This window comes from uncultured Thiodictyon sp. (assembly GCF_903828115.1).
GTDB lineage: Bacteria > Pseudomonadota > Gammaproteobacteria > Chromatiales > Chromatiaceae > Thiodictyon.
Genome location: NZ_CAIKKU010000274.1, coordinates 1 through 17,150, shown reverse-complemented (window position 1 = coordinate 17,150; position 17,150 = coordinate 1). Strand labels below are relative to the sequence as shown.

The 17,150-nt window shown below is 66.3% G+C and carries 18 protein-coding genes and 1 pseudogene; 13 read left to right on the top strand and 6 right to left on the bottom strand.

The window, feature by feature from the left end:
- Positions 1-140: 140 nt before the first annotated feature.
- From QZY48_RS10210 to QZY48_RS10200, 3 genes are read right to left on the bottom strand one after another with little or no spacing between them, the layout of a single operon-like run.
- On the bottom strand, positions 141-959 hold the full coding sequence (locus QZY48_RS10210; RefSeq protein ID WP_295430693.1) for a phosphoadenylyl-sulfate reductase: 819 nt from the start codon (positions 957-959) through the stop codon (positions 141-143).
- On the bottom strand, positions 952-2,655 hold the full coding sequence (cysI, locus tag QZY48_RS10205; protein WP_295430691.1) for an assimilatory sulfite reductase (NADPH) hemoprotein subunit: 1,704 nt from the start codon (positions 2,653-2,655) through the stop codon (positions 952-954). Before cysI ends, QZY48_RS10210 begins: the two co-directional genes overlap by 8 nt.
- A gap of 17 nt (positions 2,656-2,672) precedes the next feature.
- Positions 2,673-4,499 carry a flavodoxin domain-containing protein gene (locus QZY48_RS10200; protein ID WP_295430689.1) on the bottom strand — a complete coding sequence of 609 codons (1,827 nt, stop codon included), beginning with the start codon at positions 4,497-4,499 and terminating at the stop codon, positions 2,673-2,675.
- 286 nt (positions 4,500-4,785) lie between these two features.
- Between QZY48_RS10200 and QZY48_RS10195 the strand changes: the two genes are divergently transcribed.
- The 12 genes and pseudogenes from QZY48_RS10195 to QZY48_RS10140 all read left to right on the top strand — a co-directional run bounded on the left by QZY48_RS10195 (position 4,786) and on the right by QZY48_RS10140 (position 13,556).
- Entirely contained in the window at positions 4,786-5,202 is a 417-nt protein-coding gene (locus QZY48_RS10195) for a septal ring lytic transglycosylase RlpA family protein (protein WP_295430687.1), read from the top strand.
- A 236-nt stretch (positions 5,203-5,438) separates the two neighbouring features.
- Positions 5,439-5,873, top strand: coding sequence for a hypothetical protein (locus QZY48_RS10190; RefSeq protein ID WP_295430685.1), 435 nt, complete (start codon positions 5,439-5,441; stop codon positions 5,871-5,873).
- A complete protein-coding gene (locus tag QZY48_RS10185; protein WP_295430684.1) occupies positions 5,861-6,595 on the top strand; it encodes an MG2 domain-containing protein in 735 nt (244 codons plus the stop codon). The genes QZY48_RS10190 and QZY48_RS10185 overlap by 13 nt, the downstream gene beginning before the upstream one ends.
- Positions 6,596-6,616: 21 nt before the next feature.
- Complete coding sequence (locus QZY48_RS10180) at positions 6,617-6,985, top strand: helix-turn-helix domain-containing protein (RefSeq protein WP_295430682.1); 369 nt, start codon at positions 6,617-6,619, stop codon at positions 6,983-6,985.
- Positions 6,982-7,641 carry an IS630 family transposase gene (locus QZY48_RS10175; RefSeq protein ID WP_295430680.1) on the top strand — a complete coding sequence of 220 codons (660 nt, stop codon included), beginning with the start codon at positions 6,982-6,984 and terminating at the stop codon, positions 7,639-7,641. The genes QZY48_RS10180 and QZY48_RS10175 overlap by 4 nt, the downstream gene beginning before the upstream one ends.
- A 145-nt stretch (positions 7,642-7,786) precedes the next feature.
- On the top strand, positions 7,787-8,497 hold the full coding sequence (locus QZY48_RS10170) for a choice-of-anchor E domain-containing protein (RefSeq protein WP_295430678.1): 711 nt from the start codon (positions 7,787-7,789) through the stop codon (positions 8,495-8,497).
- A 17-nt stretch (positions 8,498-8,514) separates the two neighbouring features.
- The gene (locus QZY48_RS10165) at positions 8,515-9,057 is read left to right on the top strand and encodes a hypothetical protein (protein WP_295430676.1); all 543 of its coding nucleotides are present in this window, start codon (positions 8,515-8,517) and stop codon (positions 9,055-9,057) included.
- Positions 8,958-9,515, top strand: a pseudogene (locus QZY48_RS10160) (transglycosylase domain-containing protein); the annotation flags it as partial. The gene QZY48_RS10165 and the pseudogene QZY48_RS10160, both read left to right, overlap by 100 nt.
- A gap of 261 nt (positions 9,516-9,776) precedes the next feature.
- Positions 9,777-10,901 carry a penicillin-binding transpeptidase domain-containing protein gene (locus QZY48_RS10155; protein WP_295430698.1) on the top strand — a complete coding sequence of 375 codons (1,125 nt, stop codon included), beginning with the start codon at positions 9,777-9,779 and terminating at the stop codon, positions 10,899-10,901.
- Positions 10,902-11,029: 128 nt separating this feature from the next.
- Positions 11,030-11,851: a Uma2 family endonuclease gene (locus tag QZY48_RS10150; protein WP_295430674.1), complete on the top strand. Its 822-nt coding sequence runs from the start codon at positions 11,030-11,032 to the stop codon at positions 11,849-11,851.
- Between the two features lie 100 nt (positions 11,852-11,951).
- Positions 11,952-12,110: a hypothetical protein gene (locus QZY48_RS10145; RefSeq protein WP_295430672.1), complete on the top strand. Its 159-nt coding sequence runs from the start codon at positions 11,952-11,954 to the stop codon at positions 12,108-12,110.
- Between the two features lie 9 nt (positions 12,111-12,119).
- A complete protein-coding gene (locus QZY48_RS10140) occupies positions 12,120-13,556 on the top strand; it encodes an arylsulfatase (RefSeq protein ID WP_295430696.1) in 1,437 nt (478 codons plus the stop codon).
- Positions 13,557-13,778: 222 nt separating this feature from the next.
- Here QZY48_RS10140 and QZY48_RS10135 read toward each other — a convergent pair whose 3' ends face one another.
- On the bottom strand, positions 13,779-14,495 hold the full coding sequence (locus QZY48_RS10135; RefSeq protein WP_295430671.1) for a Uma2 family endonuclease: 717 nt from the start codon (positions 14,493-14,495) through the stop codon (positions 13,779-13,781).
- A gap of 104 nt (positions 14,496-14,599) precedes the next feature.
- On the opposite strand from QZY48_RS10135, the gene QZY48_RS10130 reads away from it, so the two are divergent.
- Positions 14,600-14,890: a hypothetical protein gene (locus QZY48_RS10130; RefSeq protein ID WP_295430669.1), complete on the top strand. Its 291-nt coding sequence runs from the start codon at positions 14,600-14,602 to the stop codon at positions 14,888-14,890.
- 311 nt (positions 14,891-15,201) lie between these two features.
- Here QZY48_RS10130 and QZY48_RS10125 read toward each other — a convergent pair whose 3' ends face one another.
- Together QZY48_RS10125 and QZY48_RS10120 are read right to left on the bottom strand one after the other, a co-directional pair.
- The gene (locus QZY48_RS10125; RefSeq protein WP_366929664.1) at positions 15,202-16,500 is read right to left on the bottom strand and encodes an alpha/beta hydrolase; all 1,299 of its coding nucleotides are present in this window, start codon (positions 16,498-16,500) and stop codon (positions 15,202-15,204) included.
- Between the two features lie 47 nt (positions 16,501-16,547).
- Positions 16,548-16,736, bottom strand: a complete 189-nt coding sequence (locus QZY48_RS10120; protein ID WP_295430667.1) for a hypothetical protein — start codon at positions 16,734-16,736, stop codon at positions 16,548-16,550.
- Positions 16,737-17,150: the final 414 nt, after the last annotated feature.

Sequence of the window (17,150 nt, the reverse complement as noted above, 5' to 3'; positions counted from 1 at the left end):
CCTCCGGCCGCGATGCGACGCCGCGGCAACCTTCGACGCTGCGGCATTTTGCGAGGCCTCGTCGCGGCCGGAGGCCGCTCCCACAGCGTCGCTGCGCGACTTTCACGATAACGGCTATGGAAGCACGCGACGCCGCAGGATCACCAGGACAGATGCAGCCCGCACTCCCGCTTGAGGCCGCAAAACCGGGTGTCCTCCTCCAACATGCCCGGTGACAGCGGGACCGTGGAGTGACGGTCGCCGATCGAGACATAGCCCTGTTCCCACAGGGGGTGATAAGGGAGGTCGTGGCGCTTGAGGTAGCGGTAGATGTCCTGGTCGGTCCAGTCGATGACCGGATGGACCTTGAAGCGGTCGTTCTTGACCTGGAGCACCGGGATTGCCTTGCGGCTTTCGGACTGCACCCGGCGCAGCCCGGCGAACCAGGTGCCGACGCCCAAGTCGTGCAGGGCGCGCCCCATGGGCTCCACCTTGTGGATGCGGTTGTAGTGCTCCAGGCCCGTCAGTCCCTCCTCCCAGAGGCGCCCGTGGCGCGCCTCCAGCCAGGCGGGGGAGAGGTCGGCGCGATAGACCCGCAGATCGAGATCCAGCCGCTCCACCAACTCGTCGATGAAGCGGTAGGTCTCCGGGAACAGGTAGCCGGTGTCGATCAGGACCACCGGCAGGCGGGGGATGACCTGGTTGACCAGGTGCAGCATCACCGCGGCCTGGACGCCGAAGCTGGAGGACAGGACCTGGGTCCCCGGCAGGTGCTCACACGCCCAGGCGACGCGCCCCGGCGCATCGAGCCCGGCGAGTCGGGCGTTGGCCTGGTCGAGGAATTGCGGGCTCAAACGGTGGTCGGCGGCCGGCGCGGCCCGGGTCGCCGCGGTGCGCAGGGTCCGCGGGCCGACGCTGCGGGTGGCGAGGCCCTTGGGGGGTACGCCCCAGGGGGCTTGGCGGATGGCTTGTTCAGTCATGGAAATCACTCGCTGCATTCTCGACGCGCCGGATGATCCCGGCGCGGACCACGAAGTCACCGAAGCGCTCCCCCGCCGCACGCTGCGCGGCATAGCGCGCGAAGAGCCCGTCCAGGGTGTCCAGGATCTCCGCCTCGGCGATGTTGTCCCGGTAGAGCTTGTTGAGCCGGGTCCCGCTGCCGTCGCCCCCGAGCAGCAGGTTGTAGGTCCGCGGCCCCTTGCCGACCAGGCCGATCTCGGCCAGGAAGGGGCGGGCGCAGCCGTTGGGGCAGCCGGTCATGCGGATCACGATCTCCTGCCCCGCCAGTGCGTGGCGCGCCGCCAGGGCCTCGATGCGGGTCAGGAGATCCGGCAGGTAGCGCTCGGCCTCCGCCATCGCCTGGGGGCAGGTGGGAAAGGCGACGCAGGCCATGGCACCCAGGCGGACCGGCGTGAGCCCGTCCACGAGGAGCCCGTGGTCCCGGGCCAGGGCCTCGATCCGCTTCTTCTGCCGGGCCGGGACCCCGGCCACGATCAGGTTCTGGTTGGGGGTGATGCGAAAGTCGCCGTGATGGATCTGGGCAATGGCCCGCAGCCCGCTGAGCAGCGTCCGCCCCGGCAGGTCCCGCAGACGGCCGTTCTCGATGAAGAGGGTCAGATGCCAACGCCCATCCTGGCCCCGGGTCCAGCCGTAGCGGTCGCCGTGGTCGGTGAAGGCGACCGGGCGCGGCGGGGCGAAGAGGCCCCCGGCGCGGCGCTCGACCTCCGCCCGAAAGGCTCCCTTGCCCATCCGCTCCACCGTGTATTTGAGCCGCGCATGGACCCGGTCGCCGCGCTCGCCGAAGTCGCGCTGGGTGGTGAGCACCGCCGCGGCCACCGCCAGGACCTGATCCGGCGCGACGAAGCCCAGGTCGTCGGCGAGCCGCGGAAAGGTGGATTTGTCCCCGTGCGTGGTGCCCATGCCGCCGCCGGCCAGGACGTTGAAGCCCAGCAGGCGCGCCGGGTCGGCCGGGTCCGCGATGGCGATGAAGCCCAGGTCGTTGGCGTAGACATCCACGTCGTTGTGGGGCGGGACGGCTACCGCGGTCTTGAACTTGCGCGGCAGATAGGTCTCGCCGTACAGGGGCTCGGATTCCTCGCCGCCGGCCACGCACGCCCCGTCGAGCCACAACTCGTGATAGGCACGGGTGCGCGGCAGCAGGTGTTCACTGATGCGCCGCGCCCAGGCGTAGACCTCGCCGTGCAGGGCCGACTGGTCCGGGTTGGGATTGCACATGACGTTGCGGTTGAGGTCGCCGCAGCCGCCGATGGAGTCGAGCAGCACCTGGTGCATGCCCTGGATGACGCCGCGCAGGTCGCCCTTGGGGATGCCGTGGTACTGGAAGGTCTGGCGGGTGGTCAGGCGCACGCTGCCCTGGGCCAGTTCGCGCCCGATGCGGTCGATGGTCAGCCACTGGGCCGGGGTGCAGACGCCCCCGGGCAGGCGCGCCCGCAGCATGAAGCTGTACTCGGGCTCGAGCAGCCGGTCGCGCCGGTCGGCGCGCAGATCCCGGTCGTCCGGTTGGTAGAAGCCGTGGAACTTGCCGATCTGGTCGTCGCCCGGGGCCAGGGCGCCGGTCAACTCGTCCGCCAGGCTCGCGGCCAGGGTGCCGCGCAGGAAATTGCTGCGCGCCTTGTTCAACTCGTGCGGGGCGACGGGGGTGCTCAGTGCGTTCATAAATTCCCGGTGAAATTTCAGTAAAGATCGCGTTGGTAACGGCCGTCGCGCCGCAGGCCGTCGAGTTGCTCCACGGCGTCCTCCCGGTCGCCGCCGGTCTGCGCCGCGATCAGCCCCAGCAGGGACTCGTGGACCGCACGGCCCATGGCGGTGGACCCGCAGACATAGAGGTGGGCGCCCTCCTGGAGCCAGGCGTAGAGGTCGCGGCCCTGTTCGATCAGCCGGTGCTGGACATAGCGCTTGTCCGCCTGGTCGCGGGAGAAGGCGACGTTCACGCGGCTCAAGACCCCGCTCTTGCGGTGCGCCTGCCAGTCGAGTTGGTAGAGAAAGTCACGCCGAAAGTTGCGGTTACCGAACAGGAGCCAGTTGCGCCCCCGCGCGCCGGTGGCCGCGCGCTGCTGCAGGAAGGCGCGAAAGGGCGCCACCCCGGTGCCGGCCGCCACCATGATCACGGGGGCGGCCCCGTCGCGCGGCAGCCGGAAGGACTGGTTCTCCCCCAACTGGACCCGCACCGGCGCGTCCTCGGCCAGGCGGCGGGTCAGGAAGCCAGAGGCACCGCCCAGGCGCTCCTGCCCCGCGACCCGGTAATTCACCAGTGCGACCGTCAGATGGACCTCGTCGGGAAACTCCGCCTGGCTGGAGGCGATGGAATAGAGCCGCGGGCGCAGCGGATGCAGGAGCCCGGCCAAAGCGGCGGCGTCGGGACGGCCCGGGTGCTCCGCGAGCAGGTCGATGAACTGGCGCCCGCCGGCATAGTCGCGCAGCCGGGCGGGGTCTTCGCACAGGGCCGCCAGGGGCGCGGAGCCGACCAGCCCGGCCCAGGCCTTGACGACCGTCGGGTGCAGTTGGGTTAGTTCCAAGCGGCCGCTCAGCGCCTCGCGCAGGTCGGAGTCGGCGCCGTCCATTGTCAGGGCGGCGTCGCCGGGGAGGCCGGTCGCGTCCAGCACCGCGTCCACCAGGGCCGGGTCATTGCGGAACCAGACGCCGAGCGCGTCGCCGGGCGCGTAGCGCAGGGCCGCGGGGTCGATGGCGAAGGCCAGGTGGCGGACCTCGCCCACGGCGTCTTGCGTGGTGAGTGGACGGTTCTCCAGCAGGCGGGTGGTCAGCGGTTCGGTGGTCGGTGACAGGGCCGCGTCCGGGGGGGTGGACGGGGCCGGCCGGGTGCCGGGCATCTGGATGATCCGCGCCTCGCGCTGGCCCAGGTGCTCCGCCGCCCGCTCCAGGGCCTGCTGTGACCAGGCGCTCGCCGCCGCCTGGAAGTTCAGGTCGCAATACTGGGGGTCGAGCAGGGGCTGGCCGCCCAGGGCCCTGAGGCGACCCTCGAAATCCTTGGCCGTCTTGCAGAAGTGCTCGTAGCTCGAATCCCCGAGGCCGAGTACCCCATAGCGCAGGCCGTCCAGGCGCGGGGCACGTTGACCGTGCAGGAAGCCGTGCAGTTCGCGGGCGCTCTCCGGGGGTTCGCCCTCGCCCTGGGTGCTGACCACCAGCAGCAGCAGCCGCTCCCGGGCCAGGTCGCGCGGGCGGTAGTCCGCCATCGACACCAGCCGCGGCTCGGCACCCCGCGCACGGACCAACCCGGCCAGGGACTCCGCCACGGCACGGGCGTTACCGGTCTGGGAGCCGTAGAGGATGGTCAGGGTAAGACCCGGCTCGGGCGCCGGCGCGACCACCGGGTTGGCGGCCACCGTCAGCCCGCCGAGACCGGCCAGATAGCCGCTGACCCAGGCCACCTGGAGCGCCGACAGGTCCGCCACGGCGGTTTGCAGACGCGCCAACTGGCGCTCGTCCAGCGGGCTGGTCAGGGGTGTCAGTTGCAGTTGATTTACAGGGTTGGTCGCCTTCACGGGGCCTCCGGGTGTCACATGGGGTGGGCAGGGGGGCTCAGGGGCAGTGCCGATGCCGACCCTCTGGGGACGAAAGTATGGCGATTGCAGAAATCTTGAAAAGTGATTTATCATTTTTCTATATCTATAAAATCGATATATCTCGGCAGCCGTGCACCCAAATGAGGGGTTTCCTCCGTCAGGGAATTCCCTTAGTATCCGGCCATCAGCAAACGACCGACCGCCTTCCCACCCCCGTCACCCGGGCAGGAGGGGACCGGTCCGTCCAGATAAATGGTTGGCAGTGATGAAAAAGACCCTGATCATGTCCGCGCTGGCGGTACCGATGCTCGTCGCTTCAGTCGAGGCCCGCGCGAGCCTCTACCAAGAACCGGCGGCGATATCCCAGGCCGGTGTGGCCTCCTACTACGCCGACCGCTTCCACGGGCGGCGGACCGCCAGCGGCGCCCGCTACGACCGCAACGGCTTCAGCGCCGCCCATCGCACACTCGCCCTCGGTACTGAGGTGCGGGTCACGGATATCGGCTCCGGCGACAGCGTGGTGGTTCACATCAACGACCGCGGTCCCTTCGCCCGGGGCCGTGTCATCGACCTCTCGCGCGCCGCCGCCGCCGAGATCGGACTCACCCGCAAGGGCCTGTCCGAGGTCCGGCTGGAGGTCCTGAACCGGTCCCAACCACTCACCCTGAGCGACGTGTTCTGACGGGCGGCCCCCGCCCGGCGGTCATTCGTCCGCACGTCGCAAGGCCAGTGGCTCTGGCAAGACCCCTCGCGTCTGGTATTCACCCCGAGAGACGAGACCTTCCGGCCGGGTACGCGGGTGGGCGTCTCGTTGCAGGGCCTGGCGCTGCGCGATGGCTATCTCCCCAAGCCGTCGGCCTTGAGCTACTGCGCAGCGCCTGGGACAAGATCGAGGAGCAACCGGCGAAACTGCCGACCGTGACCGGGCTGGCTGCGCAGATCAACGAGGGCAAGCTGGAGGTCTGCTTGCAAGGCCGCGATCTCAAAGAATCGGCGAAGAAGACAGCGGCCGGCGAGGAGGCAAAAACCGGCGTGGCGATCAGCCCCGCCATCGCCGGCCGCTGGGTTTACGGCGCTTCGGCGGCGGGCCCGGACCTGATCTTCACCCTGGGGGAAAATGAGCGTGAGTTGAAGATCCTCCACGACGGCGCCTTGCTCAGCTTGAGCGGTTCAAAAAAGCTGGGCGTGGCAGTGCGCGGCGTGGATCAGGTACAGGTCGTGCTGCAACGGGTCCTGCCGCACAATATGCACCACTTCGCCCAGTTCACCCGGGGCGATTTCCAGAATCCCTCCTTCAAAATACCCATTGCGCATTTCGCGGAAAAATTCACTTCCCCTCGGTGTTGGGCCTGAAGGACGAGAAGGCGCCTTCGGTCTATCTGGCCGAAAAGGACGGCGACCTGTCCTTCCTGCCCTATGCGCGGGACCAGCGGCTGTTGGACCTGTCGCGCTTTGACATCGATGGGCTGCGCGACGCACCGGATTCGCTGCGTGCCTTCCTGTTTTCGGATCGCGGTATCTACCGACCCGGCGATACCGCCCATATCGGCCTGATCCTGCGCAAGCGCGACTGGTCCGCGCTGCCTTCGGGCCTGCCGCTGCAGGCCGTCATCACCGACCCGCAAGACCAGGAGGTGTGGCGGCAGACGATCGCCTTCGGCGAGGCCGGTTTTGAGGAAATGGCCTGGGCCAGTTCCTCAGCCGGCAAGACCGGGACCTATCGCGTCGAGTTGTTCCCCTGGTCGGGGCAGGTGCCGGGATTTCCCGACTACCGCTTCCGCGGCAGTCTGCAGGCCAGGATTCCGCAGGCCCCCGCGGAACTGGGCGAGGCCAGCACCGACGCGCAAGGCGTGGCGAGCTTCGACCTGCCGCTGGCCGCGATCGACGAGCCGGTCTTCGAGATCACTCTGGCCGGGGAAGGTTTCGAGAAGGACTCAGGGCGTTCAGTGGTGAATGTCACCTCGGCGCTGGTGTCCAGGCACGCCTTCCTGCTCAGCCAGTCGCCCGACGGCCCGCTCGACTATATACACGTCTCATCTGAGATTTTCGCTCAGGACCCTAGCGCAACCGGCTGACGCTGATATACTATCGTCCCTATGCTCGACTATACCCTCTCCACCGAACAACTCGCCGAGTTGCGTGCCGCCCACCGGCGTACGCGCGATCAGCGCGAGGCCGACAGCATCAAGGCGGTCGTGTCGCTGGCGGGCGGCTGGCCGGCAGAGCAGGTTGCCGAAGTCCTGCTGATCGACTCCAACACCGTGCGCAACCATTTTCGGCGCTATCAGCAGGCCGGTCTGCCCGGGTTGTTGCAGATGGCCTACCAGGGGAGCGCCTGCGCGCTCACCGACACTGATCTGGTGGCCCTGGATGTTCATGTCCAAGCGCATCTGTACCTGACGGCCAAGGATGTCGCCGCTGGGTCGATGAGGAGTTTGGGGTCACCTACACCGCCAGCGGGATGACCGCACTGCTGCATCGCCTCGGTTTCGTCTACAAGAACCCCAAGCTCGTGCCCGGCAAGGCTGACCCGAAGGCCCAGGAGGCGTTTCTCGTCGAGTACGAAAAGCTCAAGCAAAACAAGGGTGAAAACGACGTCATCTGCTTTATGGACGCGGTTCACCCGCAGCACAACCCGGTCACCGGGTACGGCTGGATCAAGCGCGGCGAGGACCATGAGGTGAAGTCCAACACGGGACGGCGGCGTGTCAACATCAACGGCGCGATCGATCTGGAGCGGTTGGAGCCGGTGACGCGCTTCGATGACACCATTAATGCCACGTCGACTATTGCCCTGTTCCGGCAGATGGAACAAGTCTATGCCGTCGCGACTTGGATCTACGTCATTTGCGATAACGCCCGCTACTACCGCTCAAAAGCCGTTCAAGAATACATAAAGGATTCCCGCATCAAGCTCGTCTTTCTTCCTCCTTATGCCCCCAATTTGAATCTTATTGAGCGGCTATGGAAGTTTTTTAAGAAAAAAATCCTGTATAACCGATATTACGAATCATTTGATGATTTTCGCAAAGCCTGCGAGGAATTCTTCAGCAACCCGGGCGAGTACCAGGGCGATCTGCGCTCATTGCTGACGGAGAACTTTGAAATAACCGGTCGGTGAGAAAACTGAAAATTTCGCATTGGCTTAAGAAGGATGAGTCGTGCGAGCAGAGCGAGCCACGACTTATCCTTGATACCTTGTAAACAGAAATTAAACTGAACCATTGCCGATGGTTGAATTTCCTATCCGTATTAGGGGTGATATCATGACTGCAAGCAAACTTTTCAAGAAACTGATACTGGGCGTTCTGCTCGTGTCAGCAATGACTGGCTCGGCGTCTGCCGATTTCATCGACAGTGGTGTTTTATTCCAGAACGTCAATAGTTACAAGTCTCCTACGGCAGCATTCACCGTCACGCCGTTCGACACTACTTTAGGAACCCTGAACAGTGTAAACATGAACGTAGTGCTGCATATCAGTGGGTCGGCACAACTGTTCACGTTCGGGGAGGTTTCGACGATTACCTACAATGCCACGAATACCCTCGATGCGGTTTCGGAAATGGGGCGGGGGACAACCGTCGCGACTCTTGCGGGGTCTGAAAAGGTTAACAATTGGAACTATGACTATGACTACGCGGGCGGCTTGTGGAGTCCTCTCAATGGTACGACAGGTAATTCCGGCATTACGACGATAACGTCAAATTTCGGCCGTTTTGTGGGCACCACTCCGTTCGACATCGGCTTGACCCTAGCTGGCTTGGCAACCTCGACCTACCAGTCCGTTGCGCCACTGGATTTGAATGAGACTCCGCTTCCTTTAGATGACTTGGTATTCGGCTATGACGGTACTGCGCAAATGTATTATGTCTACGACTATACTCCGGGCGCGCCGGTCCCCGAGCCATCCACCCTGCTGCTGATCGGGGCCGGCTTCGGCGGTTTGGCAATCTGGCGGCGCCGCTCGAAAGGCTGAGACAAGCTCGTGACCACTTGGGAAGCCTCTGGAGCCGCTTTGCGCAGGACGACGGCACCGGCTTCGAGGTGCTCGCCGGCCAACCCTTGGCGCCCTTGCCGCTGCACGGGCAGACCGTCAAGCGGGCCTTGCTGGAGCAGGCGATGAGTCCGCTGCAGGTGCGCGGGTCCGGGGTGTGGAATCTCTATTATCAGGTGACCGAACGCGGCTATGACAAGGCGCCGCCGCGCGTCGCCATCAACCAGGGGCTGACGATCGAGCGCTGGGTACTGAACGAAAAAGGCGAGCCGACCACTGAACTGGCATTAACGGATAAGCTGCATATCCGCCTGGGGCTGCACCCGGACCAGCCGGTGAACGATATCGCGGTGGTGATGCTGCTGCCCGGCGGCTTTGAGATCGATTTGAGCGAAGAGGGCCTGGGTGCGCGCAAGTCATTGGACATCGCCGCCAAACCCCTGTGGCAGCCCGAGTATATCGACGTACAGGAAGACCGCTGGTCAACCGGTCGAATGCCTCCTGCGCCGTCATCGACCGTGCCGGCAAGTTGTTGCGTCTGAGCTTGACCGGAGATGAGAAATTCCGCCTGTGGATGCCGCTGGAAGCGCTGCCGCTCAAATTGCAGCAAGCGACGCTCCGGTATGAGGATCGTTGGTTTTACCGCCACCCGGGGGTCAATCCATTCGCCTTGGTGCGGGCGGCATGAAGCAGTGTCACGGCGCCTGGCCGCCGGCAGGGCGCATCCACGCTGACGACGCAATTGGCGCGCCAGCGCTTTCGGCTCATCACCCATACCCTGCCCGGAAAACTGCGCCAGATCGGCTATGCCCTGTGGTTGGAGCGGCATTTTTCCAAGGATGAATTGCTGGAGGCCTATCTCAATATCGCGCCCTACGGCGCGAATATCGAGGGGGTCGGGGCGGCGGCCTGGGTCTATTTCCATAAACCCGTGGCCGAGCTGTCCCCCGACGAGGCCCGCGCCTTGGTGTTGATTCCGCAAGATCCCCGCTCGCGAGCCCCCGTCAGTCCGGCCGGTAAACGGGCCTTGCAAGCGGCTTGGCGGGTCGCCTATGGCGCAGACCCTGGTTTTGAGCGCCTGGGGTTTCGACGCCGGGAGGATTTACCATTGCGTGCGCCGCATTTCGCCGAGCGGGTCTGCGGGCGCGGCGGGGAGGGCCTGGCCTCGACCTTAGACCCGACGGTGCAGGCACTCGCCGAGGAATTGCTGAACAGCTTTGTCCGCCAACACCAGGCGCAGGGGATCAGGAATGCGGCGGCGATGGTAGTCCGGGCCCCGCGCATGGAGGTCTTGGCCTATGTGGGTTCGGCCGGCTATTTGGACCGTCGCATCCAGGGTTTTGTCAATGGCCTGAAGGCCCGGCGTTCGCCCGGTTCCACCCTGAAGCCCTTTGTTTATGCGCTGGCGATCGGTCAGGGCCTCATCACACCGGATACCTTGCTGAAGGATACCGTGCTGCGGACGGGCGGCTACCAGCCGGAAACTTTTGAGGGCAATTATCTCGGCCCCCTGTCCGCCACCGCGGCCTTGGTACGCAGCCGCAATATTCCGGCCGTCGCCCTGGCGGCGCAATTGCGCCGGCCGACGCTGTATCAGTTCTTGCGGCTGGCCGGGCTCAGGCCGGCCAAGGAGGAGGCGTTCTATGGTCTGACCTTGGCGCTCGGTGGGGCGGAGGCGTCCATGGAGGAGTTGATTGGACTGTATGGGTTGCTGGCGAATGGCGGGGACTATCGGGCCTTGCGTTGGTTGCATACGGACGACGGGGGCGGCCCGCGGGGCGCCCCCCAACTGCTGCTGCCGCCGGCCGCCTTCCTGGTCCGCCGTTTGAAGGCGGTGGAGATTTGCCCAGTGTCCGGCGCCTTGCGCTCGCCCTGGTGTCCGCATGGCAAGACCGGCTGGATCATCCCCGGCGTCTCGCCGATTGCGACCTGCACCGTCCATCGGCAGGTCTTCATCAACCCAAGCAACGGGCTGCGGCGGTGCCGGGGCGAGGAAGGGGGCAGCGAGGCGCAGGTCGCGGAGTTCTGGGATAGCGACGTGCTGGAGCTGTTTCGGCTGGCCGGTGTGCGCCGCGCCGCGCCGCCGCCCTTTGAACGGCCGTGCGGGGACTTGGCCGGCGCAGACGCGGGGGCGCATCCGCCCACCATCGTCTCGCCGCTGGTCGGCATGAGTTATCCGCTCCGCGCCGATGGCAACAGCCGCATTGAATTCTCCGGCGTCAGCGACGGCGGCCGCCATCGCCTGTTCTGGTTTGTCGATGACAGCTTCGTGGGCGAGGGCAATACGGTATTCTGGCCGGGGCGGCCGGGCCGGTTTGTGGTGCGCGTCGTCGATGAGCAGGGGCAATCCGCTGCCACGGTCCTGACCGCGATTCCAGTCGACTAAAGAAAACCAGCAGGCGGTCGAGGCCCCCGCGCACCACGGTCAGCTTCAGCTTCAGGCCCACAGTCAGCAGCCCTGCCGCGCCCGTGCTAGGATTTACCCCAGGACCCCAACTGCCCTTGGTGACCCCCATGCCTGAAACCGCCCTGGCCGAGCCGCGCCGCACGCGACCTGAACCGGAGTGCCTGGCGCCCCCCTCCCAGGCTGGCCGCCGCGTCTCGGAGGCCGAGTATTGGCGCACCTACTACCTCGACTCCGACATCCACTACGAATGGAACAATGGTCGCATGGAGGAGAAACCGGTGTCCGACTATGAGACCTTCCTTGTCTACAAGTGGTTCATGCTGCTGCTGGAGCACTTTCTGACCGCGCGACCGATCGCGAAGATGGTGGCCTTGGAGATGGGCTTCCGGCTGCCGCTGCCGACCGGTACCGTCATCCGCAAGCCCGACTTCGGCGTGGTGTGCAACGACAACCCCCAGCCGCTCCTGCCGCTCGATGCCTCCTACCATGGCGTCTTTGACCTCTGTGTGGAGGCACTGTCGGACTTGGAGCGCCGCGACATCCTGCGCGACACCCTGGTCAAGAAGGCGGAGTACGCTGCGGGCGGCGTGCCCGAGTATTACATCCTGCACCGCACGCCCGAGCAGCAGGCCTTCTTCGCCCGCGCCGCTGACGGGCTCTATGCACCGATTGCGCCCGCCGACGGTGTGATCCGCTCGCGGGTGTTGCCGGGCTTTCAGTTCCGGCTCGCCGACCTCTGCCGTCGACCCGAGCACGCGACCCTGCGCGATGACCCGGTCTATGCCGCCTTCGTCTTCCCCGGCTGGCGCGCGGCCGAGGAGCGGGCGCAGGAGGCGGAGCAGGCCCGCGACGAGGCCGAGCGGCGGGCCGAGCAGGCGGAGCAGGCGCTGGCCCTGCTTCAGGCGCAACTGGCCGGGCGCGACGCTTAGCCCCGGGCGGCGTAAGCGGCGGCGGCCCGCTTCCTGTGCCATCCAGCCGCATGACCTTTTTGATCACACCCCCTTCAAGCGCAACAGAGGACCACTGAAGATGACACCGACACCCATCGACTCAGCCGCCCCGCGGGTCCCCCCGGGCCGCCGCCGCGCCCTGGCCGCGCTGGCCCTGACCCTGGCGACACTCGGCGCCGCGCTCGGCCTCGCGGGCCCCGCGGGCGCCGCCGACAAGCCCAACATCCTGGTCATCTGAGGCGACGATATCGGCACCTGGAACATCAGCCACAACAGCCGCGGCATGATGGGCTACCAGACGCCCAATATCGACCGCATCGCCGATGAGGGCCTGGGCTTCACCGACTATTACGGGCAGCAAAGCTGCACGGCGGGCCGTGCCGCCTTCATCAGCGGCGCAGTGCCGGTGCGCTCCGGGATGACCAAGGTCGGCCTGCCGGGCGCCAAGGAAGGCTGGCAGAAGACCGACGTGACCATGGCGACGGTACTCAAGGGGCAGGGCTACGCCACCGGTCAATTCGGCAAGAATCACCAGGGCGACCGCGACGAGCACCTGCCGACCATGCACGGTTTCGACGAATTCCTCGGCAACCTGTATCACCTCAATGCCGAGGAGGAGCCGGAGAATATGGACTATCCAAAGAGTCCGGAATTCCGCAAGAAATTCGGCCCGCGCGGTGTCCTGCATACCTGGGCGGACGGCCAGGGCGGGCAGCGGATCGAGGATACCGGCCCGCTCACCAAGAAGCGGATGGAGACCATCGATGGCGAGACCCTCGCCGCCGCCATCGATTTCATGACCCGCCAGGCCAAGGCGGGCAAGCCCTTCTTCGTCTGGTGGAACGGGACCCGGATGCACTTCCGCACCCACGTCAAGGCAGAGAACCGCGGCAAGTCCGGACAGGATGAATACAGCGACGGCATGGTCGAGCACGACGGCCAGGTCGGGGAACTACTCAAGGCCCTCGACGACCTGGGGTTGGCGAACGACACCATCGTCATGTATTCCACGGATAACGGCCCGCACTACAACACCTGGCCCGATGCCGGCACCACCCCCTTCCGCAGCGAGAAGAACTCCAACTGGGAGGGCGCCTACCGCGTCCCCGCCTTCGTGCGCTGGCCCGGCCACTTCCCCGCCAACAAGACGTTGAACGGCATCCTCTCCCACGAGGACTGGCTGCCGACCTTCGCCGCCGTCGCCGGTGCACCGGACATCAAAGAAAGGCTCATGGCCGGCACCGATATCAACGGCCGCCACTACCGCAACTATATCGACGGCTACGACCAGCTCGATTACCTCACCGGCACGGCCAAGGAATCCCCGCGCCACGAGTTCTGGTATGTGAACGACGACGGCCAGATCGTCGCCGCCCGTTATGACGACTGGAAGGCGGTCTTTCTGGAAAACCGCGGCGAGGCCTTCGGGGTCTGGCGCGAGCCCTTCGTGCAGTTGCGCATCCCGCTGCTGTTCAACCTGCGCCGCGACCCCTTCGAGAAGGCCCAGCACAACTCCAACACCTATAACGACTGGTTCCTGGAGCGCCCCTTCGTGGTCGCCCCGGTGCAGGCCATGGCCGCGCGCTTCCTCATGACGATGCAGGACTATCCGCCGAGCCAGTCCCCGGGTTCCTTCAATCTGAGCAAGATCGAAGAGCAATTGCGCCGGGGCGGCGGCCACTGATCCGCGCGTGCTCTTGGTCGTGACACCCGCAGGCGGGACGGGGCATTCGCCCCGTCCCGAACCCTTCAGCGGTCCCCAACTCACCGGAACCTGGCGCTTCTGAGTCAGTTCCGACCTGATCGAGATGCGGCGCTACGCCAAGCGCCGCGGCGAGCCCGGTCGCCAACTCATCCGCACCGGCAAGGTCTCCTGGAAATTCCCGGTCCGGGCCGCGGCTAAGGATCAGCGCAGATCGTTCGGGTCGATTCCGAGTGCGCGTAGCCGCTGCGCGAGCTGCTCGGCGCGCTGGTGCTCCTGCTGCGCGCGCAGCCGCTCCTGCTCCGCGTGTTCTTCGGCCTGCTCCGCGCGCCGCCGCTCCTGTTCGGCCTGCCGCGCCAGTTCGACCGGACTGCGGAAGGGACGCCCCGCCGGGTCGAAGACCTCCAGGGTCCCCGGGCGCACGGCAAAGCGGATCCCCAGCCGCGGGCTGGTCCAGCCGTTGAGGTGCGCCATCTGCCGCAGGCCGCCCCCTTGACGCAGCCAGACCTCCAGCCGATTGTGGTCGGGGTCGTAGACATAGTATTCCTCGACCCCGTAGGCGTCGTAGAACTCCAGTTTGTCACGCATCTCCTTGGCACTGTTCGACGGCGACATGATCTCGAACACGACTTGAGGCGCGATGCCGCCCTCCTCCCACTGCCGGTAAGAGCCGCGCGGGCCCTTGGGCCGGCCGAAGGCGACCATGGCGTCCGGCACCATGGGGCCGATAACCCGCCGATCCCGCACCGGGTACCAGAAGAGGTCCCCGGCGACGAAGACATCCTCGCGATCCGCGAACAGGATCTCCAGGTTCTCCTTGATCTTGACGATCCAATCGAACTGCCGCGTGTTCTCCGCCAGCGGTGCTCCGTCGCTCTCCGGGTAGGGATCATCAGGGTCGATACGTGACAAGGGGTTCATGGCACTGGCTCCGGAACGGTTCACCACTAAGTTAAGCAAGTTTATTATAGAACGCTTGTTGCGTCGTTGTCGTTGTCGTCATCGAGGTTATCGTAGTGCCGCGGATGCTCTCGCACCCCGAATTGCATCGCTTCTCCGGTTACGAGTACGATTACTACAACGACAACGACAACGACAACGACAACGACAACGACAACGACAACGAGGCCTACAGTATAGACGCCGTGTCCGGCGGCAGCGGTCCGCGCAGCGGACCCTACGGCTACCTCATCTGCGGCCCGCGCAGCGATCCCCCGTGGGAGTGGCTTCAGCCGCGAGGAGGCCACGGCCGCTTGCGGGATCGCGTCGCGGGTCACGGCCTCTGCGTCTCTGCGCCTCTGCGTGAGACCTCTTAAAGAATCTCACGCAGAGGCGCAGAGGCGCAGAGACGCAGAGAAGACGCGCGTAAGTCAGGTTACCGTTAAGGCCGCTCCCGCCGGCGCGATGGAAAATGCCATGAGGTTGCGCGACGCCACCCGCGGGGTCCCGGGCCTTGATCGTAACTTGGGCCATCGGGCGAGTTGCGAGGTCGGCGGTCCGCGCAGCGGACCCTACGGGCGCGGCGTCATCCCGTAGGGTCCGCTGTGCGGACCTTTCGCGCCGCCGACCAGAGCTTTGACCAAGGCAGCGTCGCGCGACCCCGCCTCAAAGCCCCGCCAATTCGCCGCTACTGCGCGAACGGTGAAGCATCCGCCGCACACCGGGCGCCGGCAGGCGGCAGCAGTCCGTCGATCAGATAGGACGCCACATGGTCCTGCGCACAGCGGTTGGGGTTGAGCAGCACCGTGTGCCCGAAGCCATCGACGCTCAGCAGATGGCCGTTGGCCAACTCGGCGGCCATGCGCTCCGAACTGGAGTAGGGGGTGGCGGGGTCGAAGGTGTTGCCGATCACGAGGACCGGCAGGGCCGCGGTGGTCCAGGGTCCCAGGTAGCGGTTGGCGGACTTGACCGACCAGCCGCGGCACAGGGCCGCGAAGGGCCAGATGTTGGGTCCGGCGCGCCGGTAGGACGCCCGGGCCGCGTTCGCGTACCCCGGCGGCGTCGCGGGGTTGGGGCTCTCCCCACAGACCACCGCGGCCTGCCGACCCAGGCTCGTAGTGTAGGTGCTCGTGCTCGCGGTCGCGGGCGTCAGGGATGCCGGGGCCGGCGGCTGGGTGCTCGCGACGGATCGGCCTTGCGCGGCCGTCCAGACCCGCTGCACGAATTGCGCGACGGCGACATAGCCGGGGAAACGCTCGAAGCCGGGCACCGGGCGCGTGGTGTCGAGCGCGCCCTGGACATAGGCGAGCAGCGAGCGGGCATCGACGCTTTGACCATCGAGCGTCACGGGGCGGGCGGCGAGGCGCGCCAGCAGCTTGTCCCATTTATCGCGGGTCGCCGCGGGCGAGCGGTCCGCAAAGGCGCAGCCGGCCGCGCCGACCCGGCCGCACTCGCGCATGAAGGCCTTCACGGTGTCCGCGGCGCCGTGGTCCGAGCCGATCCGCAGGAAGGTGGTCAGTGACCCCGCGTCGCGGTCGGTGCCGGCCCAGGCCCGGGGCGAGACGGCGCCGTCCAGGACGGCCGTCCGGACCCGCTGCGGAAACATATTGATGTAGGTCGCCCCGAGGAAGGTGCCGTAGGAGGTGCCGTAATAGCTGATCTTCTCCTCGCCGACCGCGGCCCGCAGCAGGTCGAGGTCGCGTGCGTTGTCGGCGGTGGAGACGTGCGCCATCAGCCGGCCGTCCCGGCGGACGCACCGTTGGTTGAGCCTGGTCCGGGCGCTGATCGACTGTGCCAGCTCCGACGGGGACACCGGGATGGACGTGAGATCGCTGAAGGTCTGGTCGACGAAGTCGCGCTCCGCCTGCTCGCTGTCGAAGCACTGGACCACCGGGGTGGTGCCTCCCCCCATGCCCCGTGGGTCCCAACTGATGATGTCGAACCGGCGCCGGACCAGCTCGGGAAAGCCATCGATGGCGATCGGCAGGTAGGCGGTACCGGCATCGGAGGGGCCGCCGGGGTTCCAGGAGAAGATCAGTGATCGCCCGTGAAGGCCGCGCCGGGTGCGGTCGGCGCCTGGTGCGTCGCTGAGACGGACCCGATGCGGGTCCCCTGGTTCCCCTGTGCGTCGACGTCACCCGCGTGGACCGGGATCAGTGAGCCAGCCAGCAGCAGGCCCGCCAGCAGGCCGGCGGTCAGTAGGGCGGAGGTATTGATGGTCATCTTGGGTGCCTCGTTTTCTGTGGGTGGGTTGCCGGCCGGGGGGCGGGCCGCCGCACTGGAACTTCCTACCAAAACATTGGGGCATAGCGGCGGGCAACAAGGCGCGGGGCGGTCGTGTCGATCTGTCGTCCAGACCTGCCGGTCCGGGTTTGCACAGGTCGGGGGCGACCCCCATCTTCCCGGGGCAGAGTCAGGGTCTTGCGAACCTGCGTACCGGGCCTCGATCCCAGTTTCGGCCGGTCGGGTGCACGCGCGTCAGCGAAATCGACCGCGGTTCGCGGGGCTAGCTACTGGTGGACTGCGCTACGCTGCGCTTGTCCACCCGATGGCGGCACATGGGTGCGATCAGAACTGATGTGATGACCGAGATCCCGGGTACGCTGTCGTTGTCGTTGTCGTTGTCGTTGTCGTTGT